The organism is Peribacillus huizhouensis, from assembly GCF_014138605.1.
GTDB lineage: Bacteria > Bacillota > Bacilli > Bacillales > DSM-1321 > Peribacillus > Peribacillus huizhouensis.
In genome coordinates this window covers 87,754-102,224 of sequence record NZ_JACJHX010000004.1, presented here as the reverse complement: position 1 = coordinate 102,224, position 14,471 = coordinate 87,754, and the positions used below count along the sequence as shown (strand labels likewise).

12 protein-coding genes are annotated in these 14,471 nt (G+C 36.3%); 8 read left to right on the top strand and 4 right to left on the bottom strand.

The window, feature by feature from the left end:
* The first annotated feature begins 159 nt into the window (after positions 1 to 159).
* From HNP81_RS08190 to HNP81_RS08180, 3 genes are all read left to right on the top strand, one after another.
* Entirely contained in the window at positions 160 to 1,446 is a 1,287-nt protein-coding gene (locus tag HNP81_RS08190; protein WP_182502259.1) for an ABC transporter substrate-binding protein, read from the top strand.
* A gap of 193 nt (positions 1,447 to 1,639) precedes the next feature.
* Entirely contained in the window at positions 1,640 to 2,542 is a 903-nt protein-coding gene (locus HNP81_RS08185) for a carbohydrate ABC transporter permease (RefSeq protein WP_312859665.1), read from the top strand.
* Positions 2,535 to 3,359: a carbohydrate ABC transporter permease gene (locus tag HNP81_RS08180; RefSeq protein ID WP_028390012.1), complete on the top strand. Its 825-nt coding sequence runs from the start codon at positions 2,535 to 2,537 to the stop codon at positions 3,357 to 3,359. Before HNP81_RS08185 ends, HNP81_RS08180 begins: the two co-directional genes overlap by 8 nt.
* A gap of 100 nt (positions 3,360 to 3,459) precedes the next feature.
* Here the strand turns inward: HNP81_RS08180 and HNP81_RS08175 are convergent, their stop codons facing one another.
* The 4 genes from HNP81_RS08175 to HNP81_RS08160 all read right to left on the bottom strand — a co-directional run bounded on the left by HNP81_RS08175 (position 3,460) and on the right by HNP81_RS08160 (position 8,004).
* Positions 3,460 to 4,362, bottom strand: a complete 903-nt coding sequence (locus HNP81_RS08175; protein WP_182502258.1) for an EamA family transporter — start codon at positions 4,360 to 4,362, stop codon at positions 3,460 to 3,462.
* Positions 4,363 to 4,838: 476 nt separating this feature from the next.
* Positions 4,839 to 5,789 carry an SDR family NAD(P)-dependent oxidoreductase gene (locus tag HNP81_RS08170; protein WP_182502257.1) on the bottom strand — a complete coding sequence of 317 codons (951 nt, stop codon included), beginning with the start codon at positions 5,787 to 5,789 and terminating at the stop codon, positions 4,839 to 4,841.
* A 24-nt stretch (positions 5,790 to 5,813) separates the two neighbouring features.
* Positions 5,814 to 6,392 carry a TetR/AcrR family transcriptional regulator gene (locus HNP81_RS08165; RefSeq protein WP_182502256.1) on the bottom strand — a complete coding sequence of 193 codons (579 nt, stop codon included), beginning with the start codon at positions 6,390 to 6,392 and terminating at the stop codon, positions 5,814 to 5,816.
* 262 nt (positions 6,393 to 6,654) lie between these two features.
* Entirely contained in the window at positions 6,655 to 8,004 is a 1,350-nt protein-coding gene (locus tag HNP81_RS08160) for a C2 domain-containing protein (protein WP_182502255.1), read from the bottom strand.
* A 546-nt stretch (positions 8,005 to 8,550) separates the two neighbouring features.
* Between HNP81_RS08160 and HNP81_RS08155 the strand changes: the two genes are divergently transcribed.
* The 5 genes from HNP81_RS08155 to HNP81_RS08135 all read left to right on the top strand — a co-directional run bounded on the left by HNP81_RS08155 (position 8,551) and on the right by HNP81_RS08135 (position 14,408).
* On the top strand, positions 8,551 to 9,264 hold the full coding sequence (locus tag HNP81_RS08155) for a GntR family transcriptional regulator (RefSeq protein WP_051404789.1): 714 nt from the start codon (positions 8,551 to 8,553) through the stop codon (positions 9,262 to 9,264).
* Positions 9,265 to 9,429: 165 nt separating this feature from the next.
* Complete coding sequence (locus HNP81_RS08150) at positions 9,430 to 10,527, top strand: ABC transporter substrate-binding protein (RefSeq protein WP_028390017.1); 1,098 nt, start codon at positions 9,430 to 9,432, stop codon at positions 10,525 to 10,527.
* 180 nt (positions 10,528 to 10,707) lie between these two features.
* Positions 10,708 to 12,333, top strand: coding sequence for an ABC transporter permease (locus tag HNP81_RS08145; protein WP_182502254.1), 1,626 nt, complete (start codon positions 10,708 to 10,710; stop codon positions 12,331 to 12,333).
* Between the two features lie 12 nt (positions 12,334 to 12,345).
* Entirely contained in the window at positions 12,346 to 13,440 is a 1,095-nt protein-coding gene (locus tag HNP81_RS08140) for an ABC transporter ATP-binding protein (protein WP_182502253.1), read from the top strand.
* A gap of 23 nt (positions 13,441 to 13,463) precedes the next feature.
* Positions 13,464 to 14,408 carry a ComEC/Rec2 family competence protein gene (locus HNP81_RS08135; protein WP_182502252.1) on the top strand — a complete coding sequence of 315 codons (945 nt, stop codon included), beginning with the start codon at positions 13,464 to 13,466 and terminating at the stop codon, positions 14,406 to 14,408.
* Positions 14,409 to 14,471 lie beyond the last annotated feature (63 nt).

The following is a 14,471-nucleotide window of genomic DNA, read 5'->3' as shown; positions in this document are numbered from 1 at the left end:
AAAAAGTACAAACGGAAAAAATAGCTGTATAATCAATTTCTAAAAATATCACAAAATTACAAAAATATCGTCCTAACTTGTCCTCTCTAAGAGATGATAACATTGTAATTGTAAGGTAGATAGCGCTTACAAATTAAATAGACTCTTAGGGGGATACAGATGAAGAAACTATTAGTATTACTAATGATGAGTATGCTTTTGCTTGCTGCATGTTCTTCTGGGGCTTCAAATAGTAATGAATCAGAAGAAGGCTCAGATTCAAATCAAATTACAATTTGGGCATGGGATCCAAAATTTAATATCAAAGCAATAGAATTGGCAAAAGAAGCTTATGCTTCTGTGAATCCTGACCTTAAAATTAATGTTATTGAAAATGGTCAAAGAGACATAGTTCAAAAACTAAATACTAGTTTAAGTTCTGGTACTAGCAAGGGATTACCAAATATCGTGTTAATTGAAGATTATCGTGCAAAAAGTTTCCTAGAAGCATATCCAGATATGTTCCAACCACTAACGGGATCTTTTAAAACAGAAGATTTTGTTCCATATAAAGTGGAAGCAACAAGTGTAAATGGCGAAAACTACGGGCTACCTTTTGATACAGGAGTAACTGGATTATATGTTAGAACAGATTATTTAGCAGAAGCCGGGTTTACAATTGAAGATTTACAAAACATCGACTGGAAAGAATATATTGAAATTGGCAAGAAAGTAAAAGAAGCAACTGGTAAAAGATTGCTTACTCTCGACCCAAATGAATTAGGATTTCTTCGGACAATGATTCAGTCAGCAGGTAAGTGGTATGTGAAGGAAGATGGTACTACGCCTGATTTAGCAAATAATGAAGCTGTTAAGCGATCATTTGAAATTTATAAGGAACTTGTTGACAATGATTTAATGAATTTCCATTCAGACTGGAATCAGTTCTTGGCTACATTTAATGGTGGAGAAGTTGCTACAGTATCCACTGGTAACTGGATTACTCCTTCAATAAAAGCGGAAGCTTCACAATCAGGCAAATGGGCAGTAGTGCCACATCCTAGTCTTCCAGGTATGGAATCCGTAAATGCTTCAAACTTGGGTGGTGCGTCATGGTACGTACTAAATGTTCCAGGCAAAGAGAAAGCAGTTGATTTCCTTACAAAGACTTTTGGTTCGAATGTAGATTTATATCAAAAATTAGTTACTGATATCGGTGTAATTGGTACTTATATCCCAGCAACTAAAGGAGAGGCCTATAAGACAGGGGATGAGTTCTTCGGTGGTCAGGCCATTATCTCAGATTTTTCAAAATGGGCTGAAGAAATTCCACAAGTAAACTATGGGATGCACACATATGCGATTGAGGATATTTTAATTGTTGCAATGCAGAATTACCTTGGTGGTCAAGACCTTGATAAAGTATTAAAAGATGCACAACAACAAGCGGAAATGCAAATTAAATAATTTGTCTTGAATTGAACATCGTATATATTTTTTAAGCAAAAAATATGTAAGAGATCACGCCTCGGAACTCGCCTGCTTTTCCATTACGATACAACGAAGAGATTACAAGTGTTAGGTGAGCTCTTCCGAGGCTATTCTTTTATAGATAAGTTGGGAGTTGAAAAAATTGATACCAGCAACTACGAAGCAGAACATACAGGTGAAACCAAGAAAATATCATAACAAATTTCGATTTAAAAATGGATTAATTGGTTGGGCCTTTATTTCAATAGCAACGGTCATGATCTGTATATTTTATTTCTACCCAATGGTCCAAGCACTCATTCTTTCTTTTAAATCAGGTGCGGGAACAAATCTACAATTTGTCGGTTTGGATAATTACCTACGATTATTTACAGATCCGACATTTATAGCTGCATTGAAAAACACAGTAATCTATCTCATCATCCAAGTACCAATCATGATCATTCTGGCAATGCTTATATCTGTTTTATTAAATAATAAGAAATTGAAACTAAAAGGATTCTTCCGAACGGCAATATTTTTACCGTGTATTACATCACTTGTAGCATATTCCGTAGTATTCAAATATTTATTTGCTACAGACGGAATCATTAATAAAATGCTAATCAATGTTTCACTCATATCAGAACCGATACAATGGCTAACGGATCCTTTTTGGGCAAAAGTAACCATTATTATTGCAATAACATGGCGTTGGACAGGCTACAATATGATTTTCTATTTATCTGCTCTGCAAAACGTGGATCACTCCATTTATGAAGCAGCTAAAATTGATGGGGCAAATGCATTTCAACAATTCTTTAAAATTACGATTCCAATGTTAAAGCCAATCATCCTATTTACTTCTATTACATCAACCATCGGTACTCTTCAATTGTTTGATGAAGTTATGAATATAACAAAGGGTGGTCCAGGAACTGCAACGTTAACCATTTCTCAGTATATCTATAATCTATCATTTAAATATACTCCTGATTTTGGCTATGCAGCGACTGTCTCATATGCAGTTGTTATCATGATCGTTTTCTTTTCTATCCTTCAGTTCAAAGCAGCAGGTGATAAAAATGCATAAAATTAAACGAATGTTCATTTATATGATTCTATCAATCTTTGCGATCATCTCTATCTTTCCATTTATTTGGATGATTGTTAGTACAACGAATAAATCTGTCGATGTTACAAAAGGGAGATTATTACCAGGAACTCATTTGGTAGAGAACCTCCAGAACCTTTTTAGTACGGTAGACCTTGTCCCTGCTTTAATAAACTCAGCAATCATATCCATTGCAACGACCATTTTATCTTTAATCATTGCATCTCTTGCTGGTTATGGCTTTGAAATATATAGAAGTAAGACAAAGGATGTTGTATTTAATATTTTACTTCTGTCGATGATGATTCCTTTTGCTGCACTCATGATACCGCTATTTCGAATGTTTGGGACAATCTCGCAAATTGCACCTGGGATTGGTATTGATACTTTAATATCTGCAATGTTACCAAGCGTTACAACTGCTTTTCTAATCTTTTTCTTTCGACAAAATACAAAGATGTTTCCAAGAGCGCTACTTGAAGCTGGAAGAATAGATGGATTAACAGAGCTTGGTGTTTTCTTCCGTATTTATGTACCTACGATGAAAACAACGTATGCAGCAGCTGCCATTATTACATTCATGGCAAGTTGGAATAATTATTTGTGGCCACTCGTTGTTCTACAGTCTCCTGAAAACCATACGATTCCATTGCTCATATCTAATCTTGGGTCAAGTAATTCACCTGACTTTGGGATTATTATGACAACCATTGTGATCGCAACCTTACCAACAGCACTGATCTTCTTCTTGCTTCAAAGACATTTTGTAGCAGGTATGATGGGATCAGTAAAATAAATAACCAACGTTTAATTTAGTTTCTAAAGAATATTTTTTCATAAGAAAACTGCACCCTACTTGTTAGTTGTGTCTAACAAGTAGGGTGCAGTTCAAATCTTTACGCCTTAATAGGCTTCCTTATTCTAAAAAGGCTACTACCAAGTTCATTCAACGCAATCGCTGCTAATATAATAGCCGTGCCCAACCACTGAAGCGGCATTACCGCTTCTGACAAAATAATGCTGGCGGATAGGATGGCGATCGGTAATTCAATGGATGTTAATATATTGGCGATTCCACCTGAAACCAATGGTGCTCCCACTGCGAAAAATAGTGGGGGAAGGACTGCGCCAAATAGCGAAACACCAACGGCAGTCGTTAATAAGTTTGTCTCCAATGGCAGCACAGTAGAAATGTCACGCATGAATAGGACAAGTACTAAGATGGTTGATCCAGTTGCCATTAAAGAAGTTCGAATCAATGGGTCTACATTTACAGCGACTTTTCCACTGAAAAAAATAAATCCTGCATAAGTGAATGCTGATAGAATACCAAATAGGAAACCTTTAAACGGTAGTCCTTTTATGTCGCCATTTAATATATTGGAAGCAAAAACGACCCCAATCAAAATTAAAATGATGGACAATACGGTTGCAGGAGCAGGTTTTATTTTGCTGAAAATCCATTCTAAAATAATTCCTATCCAAACGAATTGAAACATTAAAATGATGGCTAATGAGGCTGGCAGATATTGCATCGCACCATAATAAAAAATACTTGTTAATCCGATCAAACAACCGGTTATCATAATTTGAGGAAGATTTCTCTTATTTAGCCCTTTAAAGCTGGGGCGTTTAATTAGAGTGAAAGACCATAATAAGAATGAGGAAATCATCATTTGAACGATATTAATTTGGCCAAGTGAGTAGCCGTAACTAAACCCCAATTTAGCAAATATCGGTGTAAAACCAAAACATCCAGCACCTAATAATACAAATAAAATACCTTTATTTAATTTCATTATGAAACCTCCCTGAAGCTCAAAAACTACCGAACTATTATATCAGAAAAATGGCTACCTTGGGTAAATACTTTGTTTCTGTATTTAAACGAGTAGCGGGTGTACATATTGGTGAAACAGAATAAAGATAAAAAATACAAAAAGCGAATTCCTTTTATCAAGGAATTCGCTTTTTAGATTATATTAAAGTAATTTTTTTCTGTGGAAAATTGGCGGGGCTTTACAAAATCAGCGCAGCATCCCACTTTCATTAGGTTATACAATTCTAAAACTTGGACTTTTTCTATCGTAGGGCTTTAGAGTAGCAGCTCATAAGTGTTTTCTATGTATATAGGGAGCGAGAGGTTTTTTCTTATAAAATTTTGTAAGGTGAAAACCCTTAAAGGATGAAATAAATGAAGTTGTTTGAAATGGATGTAAAATTGTTAAATGAAGGTATAGATAAATTTGAATATATATAAAGGGATGGTTATGTGTTAAGTGGGGGAACTTACAGCTAATTTTGTACATAAATCCCATAATTGTTTCATAATATGATCGTTATGAGCATACGTGGGATAGAAACGAGAACCAAGCACTATTTTTAGTTGTTTGAAAAAACCGGGATATTCACTTGAGGTCACTTGCATGATTTCAAGTTTATCGTTTATGAGTTTTCCTGTTGTATTTTGAAATAGATCGGAAGTGCATATTTCAAAATAATTATTTGCCATATAAGAAGTTGGTGGAAAAAATAAATTTTGCACCCATGCGATGGGGCGCCACCAAGGTTTGACTTTATTTATCGTTCGCTTTGCCATTTTTGCACCATTAATTTGTAAGGCGTTTACTTTGATTCCTTCATTTTGATATTCTTCAGCCATTTTAAATGTGAGCATTAATAAGGCCATTTTAGATTGACAGTACATTTTATATACACTATGGGATCTTCTATCTTTGAATTCGCCTTGAAGGTTATCAAAACTGATTTTTGCTTTCAAATCAAAGAAATGCTTAATTATATTGCTACCTGCATGAAGGATTCTAGGATCATCAGAATTTTTTAGATGATCCAATAACAAGTTGGTCATCAAAAAAGGACCGAATACATTTGTAGCAAATGTTAGTTCAATATGATCAGGACTAAGTTGATATTTTTCACCATGGTTAATATAAGCAGCATTATGAATTAAAATGTCCACTTTATCAAATCTGTTTTTGTATTCCGAGCAAAATGTACGAATTGAGTTGAATGAAGACATGTCAACTTTCATTAAATGGACGTTATTATTTTTAGTAGCTTCAATGATTTCTTTTTGGGCTGTTCTACTAATCTCGATATTGCGACAAGCCATGATAACCATGTATCCTTCTTTTGCAAATTTAATTGCGGCGGATTTACCGATCCCAGAATTAGCACCTGTAATAATAACTTTTCGTTCTAGCATATGAATCTAACCCCCTTACGTTTGTCACTCAAATGAACCGTTCTTTCGTAAACGAGCAGCAGTAATTACATCCGCTGCTGCACTGTCCAAAATCTCGATTATTCTCTCTTCATTAAAATCGTTTGGAAATAATTGATACGCTACCATAACAGAAAGACCAGTTTGGAATGTTTGCATTTTGAATAATATCATTTTCATTTCTTCATTTGAAAAGCCAGACAATGTAGGATCCTTTTTCATTTGTTCAATAACAATAGCATTGTTAATGTTGTTATATTTCATATGGGGATTATTTTTCATAATCAAATCTCTATAAAGTACACTATATTCCTTTGCAAACCTAAGACTTGTGATACCTATATCCCTAAAAGGTTGCCCCGTATTCTGGTCCATTAACATCTGTTTTGAAACCTCAAACGCCTTTTTCACAACTTCCTGTATCAACTCATCAACATTATAAAAATTTACGTAAATCGGTGCAATGGAACTACCTAGTTTCTTAGCTACCCTCCTAATCGTAATCGAATCCAATCCTTCGAACTTTGCGATCTCAAATGCTGCGACAATAATATCTTGTTTAGAATACTTTTGCTTTGGGGCCATGAAAAAACTCCTTCAGTGAATTAGATATCTCTTGATATAAATCATATGATTTACAACTATTTATAGGTTCTTTTTCGCTTTTTAGAACTAAATCTTGATATTCCTGTGAAAACCTGTGGATGAAGATGTGAATAAAAAGCAGGAAAAAGAGGATGGAAACAGTCATTCCATCCTCTTTAAACGAGACTTGATGGGTTCAGATACTGCCCCCCTCGTCAGATAGATTTAGAGAACAATATCTTCGTTTCATACATAATTGGCGTTATCGAACAGCCCAAATCGTAGCCTTAACTTTTGCTTCCCCATTAGAAGTAGTGGTATTATTCCATTCCACTGTTTGACCAACAGCAGGATAAGCACTTAGAATTCCCATTTCATCGTCCCCGTCTACACCGTCGGAATCATATACTTCTACGTTAATCTGGCTATTCGCAGGAACGTTTACATAACGATCATTATAGTACTCGCTGTACTGATTGCCGAATGTCGCATCCATCGTGCCCCAGGCCACATTATAGGCCGTATTTGTTGGAACATCGTTTTTCTTCCACAAGCGATCATCGGATACTCCGTTTCCGTTTACGCGTATTTTTACGAAAATATCGCTTTTGCCGCCAAATGGATCGCGGTTTTTAAGGCTTGTCACACTATTTACTTGTATCCGGTGAGAATAATAAGGATGATTTATATATGTGTGGGGAAAATTTCCTAGTCCATTTAGATGTGTATCCACCATATGGGCTGGATCACTCAAGAAATCTCCGGCGAATGTGGCATTGTCATCCAGATCATCCCAAACCCAAGGCATAGCAGCTGAATCCTGCTGATATGTGTCACCATCAAGTTTACCCCAACTGCCAAATGTTTGTCCGTTGCCGATATCATTTCTACGCTTCCAAAATTCATCAAAGGATACAAGGTCATAACTGTATTTGTTTGTGTAGTTACCAGAAGCGTTTGTGACAACATCTGCACGATTACCGTAATAATAAACGATCCCATCTCCTCCTGGTGCACCTGTTCCGTCATAGGCATAATTGCCGTGACCGCCAATAGGGCTTTGGCCGTTCGACTGAATAAATACTTTTGGGTGGGTACCGTTGAATAGTACACCTCCGTCAATGTTGTCAGCACCAGTTGTAATCGATGGATCATTCGTATATTGATAAAATTGATTATGTGCCACTGTTTCCATTAATTGGAATGTCCCGTACGGTGTACCGTCTTTGCGGATGATAACTAAAACACCTTCTAAATCATTCTCATGCTTATCAAATACCGTTGGACCGTCATCACGAGCATGGTAATCATAATAGCCAATGAAATAATGGCTCGAGGTTTCTACGACTGAATAATAGATATAGGACTTCATGGGGTACTTATTTAGATTTTCCCAATTGTTATTACCTACCCAATCCCCATCATAGTCAAAGTTCGTCACAAAGTCAGCACTGTATCCATAAGTATCGTTCACATCCTGATAAAACTCTGGTGCCCAATATTCGGCAATCTCTAGCGTTGAAGCCGCTTGTGCCTTATGCGGGTTAAATGCGCCAAAAGAACTGAAAAGTAACATCCCTGCCAGTACTGTGCCAATCATTTTCTTAAACAAGAATATCCCTCCAATATTAAATAGTGATGTCAGACAGCTATTATTTAGAATATTGGATAAATATAAACGTAGTATAAACTTTATATTAAGATTTAGAAAAGTTGAATTATTCAGATTTTTAATTTCTCATATGGAGAAAATGATAGAGTAACCTTTTAGTGGAGGCCTGATTGATCGTGCAAATAAAGTATAATCTTACCTATGAATAATCTTCTAATTTTGCTTAGTATAAGTGTTAAGTCTATAAATAGATAGTATACTTGGCTCCTTGTTCAATTCTGCATCTCTAATATTTGAATGACGACATACGCACAAGAACATTGTGTTCAAATACCTAAAGAGAGATCCATTATGTCTGTTCGAATTATAGGGAGGCAAGCATCGGTATGAATTTCCGCTTATAATAGGAGGGAGAAAGGCTTGAAATTGTATGTCAAAGTCGATAGTTTTAACAAAAAATTCCTTCCGTATTTTGTAAGAACTTACGAGTAGCTCACTGAGACAACATAAATTTGATTGGAATATATTTTAAAGGGGAATAAAAATATGGCGAAAAAGCTTCGATACATACAAGTCAAAGAAGAGATTGAAAGAAGTATCAAAAACAAGGAGCTATTACCTGGACAAAAGCTAAATTCGGAGCCGATGCTTGCAAAAAAGTTTAATGTCAGCAGATCCACATTACGAGAAGCTATAAAGATGTTACAAAAGGAAGGCTTACTCATCAGTAAAAACGGCGTAGGTACATATGTGAACAATAAACTTAACCATATAGAAAATCCTTTAAATAAATTACAAAGTACTGGCCAGATGATTCGAAATGTTGGGTATGAGGCAGGAGAAACCGATATAAAAATCTATCAAATGAATCCAGAAGAAGAATGGAAAATAAAATTGCGCTTAGAAGAGACGGAACAAGTCACGATACTAGAGCGGACGAGAACGGCAGATGGAAATAAAGTTGCTTTTTATTATAATATTTTTCCACAGAATATGATTGGTGATCTCTTCAATGATGGATTTTCAGGAGCCATATTTGATGTTTTAGAAAAAGAGGCTAACGTTAAAATAACTTCTGCTATAACGGAAATTTACGCAGTGGACCCCTCTATAGAAATGGATCAAAAGGCAATTGAACTTTTGGGAAATAAAATTATCTTATTAAAACAACTTCACTTCGATGATGCCAATCAGCCGATATTCTATTCATTAGATTATATAAATACGAGCATATTTAAATTAACAATTAAACGAGATTAATGTTAGAGATTGTCTCATAGGAGGTGTCTGAAAAATCACTTTTTGGACACCTCCTTTTCCATTTTGTAAAAGTTTACAATAAGTTAATCTGTAATTTATATTCGGCTTACAATTACCTTCTATGCTTTAGATGTCAGACAGCTAAAAAATAGGAGGGAAGTATTTATGAGGAAGAATATTAAATTATTACCGTTTTTATTTATTCTGTTCATGTGTGTATTCATGTTAGCTGCATGTGGAACTGGAGAAGAGAGTGAAACAGTTGCTGGAGAAGGCAGCAAAGAAACAGCTTCAGAAGAAACAAAAAAAACAGAAGAACCAGCTACTGATCGTTTAGTTGTTTATGCTGCATTAAATGAAGAAGATATCGTAGAAATTGAGAAAAAGTTTGAAGCCGATACAGGTATTGATATGGAATATATTCGTCTTGGAGGCGCTGGTGAAGCAAGTACAAGAGTACAAGCTGAAAAGGATCATCCACAAGCAGATATCATGGTAGGTGGATCTGTAGAATTCTATCAACCTCTTGGTGAACAAGGGATTTTAGAGAAATATACATCACCCAATGCTGCTGAAATTGATGACAAGTTTAACGATCCAAATGGGTATTGGCAAGGCTGGTACATGGGGGTACTTGGAATTGTAGTAAACAAAGAAAGATTTGAAGAAGAACTATCACCAAAAGGCTTGGAAATGCCAAAAACTTGGGATGATTTACTAGACGCTAATTATAAAGGATTATTCCTTTCTTCCAATCCTGCTACAGCTGGTGGAGGATATATTTTCGCAGCTACCCAGTTATTCCGACTTGGTGAGGAAAAAGGCTGGGAATATTTACAAGGCCTAAATAACAATGTTCATCATTATACAGCAGGAGCGGTTGACCCGATTAATTTAATTGCAACAGGTGAATTTGCTGCAGGTATGTCTTGGGCACATGATATTGTTAAATCCGCTAAACAAGGCTATCCAATTGAAGTCATTGTTCCAGAAGAAACTGCTTTCGAAATTGGTGGAGCTGGAATTATTAAAGGTGGAGAAAATACAGAAAATGCGAAGAAATTCATCGACTGGCTACTTACAAAAGAAGTAGGAGAAATGAATACGCAACTTTCTAACCGCTACTCTGTAAGATCAGATGTTGCGCCTCCACAAGGGATGATTCCTGTTGATGATGTGAAACTTGTGGATTACGACCGTACAAAAGCGGCTGAAATGAAAGAAGATGTAGTAAAGCAATTTACAGAGATGATTGGTCAATAAAGTGAAACTTCCATTAGTAGGGGAGGAGGCTTCATCCCTCACCTATCTTCATTTGTTTCTGAGAAATCATGAGGTGGGGGTCTTACTGCCCGTTAAGGCGGGATAAAAAAATAGATATGGAGGGGTACTCTTTCGTTAGGGGGTAGTCCCTTCCATTTTTGACTAAAGGGTGTGTGCAGTTTGACTACTACTATCTTAAAAATTGTAACAAGAAATTTACTGTTTTACCTAACGTTTGGATTACTATTATTGATCATCTCTACGTTTGTCATTTGGCCCATTCTAAAAGTCGTTAGTTTTGCTCAATTGGAAAATTTCTCTGAACTATTTACAAATTCACGATGGTCCCAAGCAGCGATTCATTCATTGATGATGACGATGATTTCTACTCTGTCTTGTACATTTGTTGCATTTATTTTTGCCTACACAATTGCTAGATTAGAAATTCCATGTAAAGGGTTGTTCAAATTTATCACGATCCTTCCGATTGTTTCGCCGCCGTTTATTGTGGGAATGTCCTATATTCTGCTGTTTGGAAGACAAGGGATTATCTCCAAACAATTGTTAAATTTGAATGTTGATGTGTATGGCTGGCATGGTCTTTGGCTAGTACAAACGATTACATTTTTTCCATATGCCTATGCAGTGATCTATGGAGTATTAAAGAAGAGTTCGCCAAGTCAGGAATATGCTGCTTACAATATGGGTTCCACACACTGGCAAGTATTTAAAAACATTGTCCTTCCACTAAGCAAACCGGGAATCGCAGGGGGAGCGTTAATTGCAGCAATGAGTATATTAGCGGATTTTGGTAATCCAATGGTTATTGGCGGTAACTCTACCGTTCTTTCAACTGAAGCGTATATGCAAATGATTGGCTGGTTTGATTTATCTTCAGCAGCTATCCTATCGACCACTCTCTTAATCCCTGCATTAGGTTTATTTTTATTAAATAGGCAGTGGGTTGGAAAACAATCATATACGACAGTAACAGGAAAAGAATCATATTCAAGTCATTATCCAATACCATCCTATATAAAATGGACTCTTTTTTCTTTTTGTATGTTTATTACTGTTATTGTTTTGTTGGTATATGGTGTTTTATTTTACGGAGCTTTTACAACAACATGGGGCTATAACTGGTCTTTAACTTTCTCAAATTTAGATTATGTATTTTCAAAAGGGAAAGAGCTGACGAATAGTATTCAATTTGCCGTTCTTTCATCGATTTTGGCTGGAGTATTGGCTTTCCCACTAGCGTTCATTGTGCAAAGAAAGAAGATGGGGATGAATCGCTTTTTAGATTTTCTGTCCGTACTTCCAGGTGCCGTTCCAGGAGTCTTCCTTGGATTAGGGTTTGCGATTGCGTTTAATGCTGAACCACTTATGTTGACAGGAACAGCAATGATTATGGTCATTGCTTTAACGATATGGAATGTACCTACATTTTATAGCACGCTATTAGCTGGGCTGCAACAGATAAGTAGTTCCTTAGAAGAGGCATCACAAAATTTAGGTGCCAATAATCTAAAAACGTTTCGTCATATCTTGCTGCCTCTATTAAAAGGACCATTTATTTCAGGAATGGTTGTGACGTTTTTAAGATCGGTTACATGCTTGAGTGTTATTGTATTCATCTATTCTGCAAAAACATCTGTTGGTACGGTGTCTATTCTTGGTCTTGTTTCAAATGGTGAGTGGGGCAAAGCATCGTCATTTACGGTTGTCCTTATTTCCATTGCTTTTGCTGTCTTAGGAATATCGCAACTATTTTTTAGAAATAAAAGAAATGCTAACGATTATTAAGTGGAGGCTCCTATGAATACGGAAGAAATCATCATAAAAATTGAAAATTTATCTAAAACTTTTGGAAACTATTTAGCAATTGACAATATCTCGTTAGATATACCAAAAGGTAGTTTTCTAACGTTTTTAGGACCGAGTGGTTGTGGAAAAACAACACTCCTGCGTTTAATCGCTGGATTTTATGAGCCGGATGATGGAAACATCTATTTTGAAGAAAAAAAAATAAATGAACTCCCTGCATATAAGCGTGATACACCACTTGTATTTCAAGAGTATGCACTCTTTCCACATTTGAATGTTTTCGAGAATATAGCTTATGGTCTAAAACTGAAAAAAACACCTAAAAAGGAAATCCAAGACCGAGTCGATTCGATGCTGAAAATGTTTGGATTGATCGGGATGGAGAATCGATATCCGAAAGAATTGAGTGGTGGACAACAACAAAGGGTCGCATTTGCCAGAGCGTTAGTGATGGGCAAGAACGTATTATTAATGGATGAGCCTTTGAGTAATTTAGATGCGAAAATGAGGGTTGAAGTCCGGGATGAGTTACGAGCGTTACAGAAGCGGTTTGGGTTTACTGCCATATTCGTAACGCATGATCAGGACGAGGCCTTGTCAATCTCCGATCAAATAGCCGTGTTTAATAAAGGACAGATTTGTCAGGTAGGTACCCCTATGGATATCTACTTTAAGCCAAAAACAAAGTTTGTAGCAGATTTTGTAGGGACTACTAATTTTGTTGAAGGTAAAGTCATCGAATTAAATGATCCATTTATTATGGTGAAATGTAATGATACCATCATCCGTGTTCCCCAGAAAGATTATGCAGTAAAAATGTGTGATGAAGTGACACTTGTTATTCGACCAGAATGTATTTCTATTTCAGCAGAAGTAGACATTCAACGTAATCGATCGAACGGAGTAAAAGGGAATATCGTGAAAAGCAGCTTTCTTGGAAGGACGATTCGGTATTGGGTAGGAGCGGGTTCGATGCAATGGATCGTTGACGATTTTAATCCGAAGATATCTGGGCCTCTTGAAGGGCAAATCACCCTGACGTTGGATCAATCAAAAGTACATCTTATAAAAAAGAGGTTGAAATAACGGTAGAATAGGAGACTGAAAATATGAAGGCAAATGTTCAATTTCTAAATGTGGGATGGGGAGATTCTCATATTATTCAGTTACCGTCTGGTTTGATTACGTTAATTGATGGGGGAGATGGAGCTCTATCAGATGAACAAGATCATCCTTTGAATTGGATGGAAAGAAACGGGATTGATCAGTTGGATTGGATGATTCTTACGCATATTCATGAAGACCATCTTAATGGTTTAGTAGACATTGTGAAATGTAAGAAGGTAGATGCAGTGATTCTTCCTTATCAACCTTTTAACCTGGCTAATCTTGATGAGGTCAAATTTAGCGGAAATGAAACAGCACTACGAGTATTCAATATGTTGAAAAGTTATTTAACATTTATTTCGTTATTAGAAAAGCAAGGGACAAAAATAAAATGGCGAAGTGAATATGGAGCCCAGGAAAAGTCCATCGTCTGGTCCGAAGACGGATTTGTCTTAACTCATATGTATCCTTGGATAGGTGATCCACTGCCTGCATACGATACTCTCCAGGAATTCTTGGAGGGACAAGAATCAATTTCGAATAAAGAAATTGCTGATTTGGAACGTTTATTTAAAGAGTCAAATGATGACAGCTCTGTGTATCGACTATCAGCAGATTCAAATCCAACAGAAAATATTCTATTCGGTGGTGACCAGCTGGAGGAAGGATGGAAACTATTATCTTCACGCACACCATTGAAAAGTTTAATTTGGAAAGTGTCTCACCATGGAATGGAAGATGCTTTTACGAAAGAGGTACTCGAACTTATTCAACCAGAGTGTTGTGTGATTCCGATTAGTGCAGATCGATCTGCCTTTCTACTCCCTCACTGGGATGAACTTCGTTTACTAACGGATGCCCCTTTTTATCTAACTGGAAGTATACAAAATGGAGATTCTTTTCAGCTATTTGAAGGAGAAACATTGAACGTTCAAATAGGTTATTAACTAATCAAATTGTATCACCTAAGAGGTGGCAGTGCGGAGGTCAATATGCGAAGCTCCGCCCAT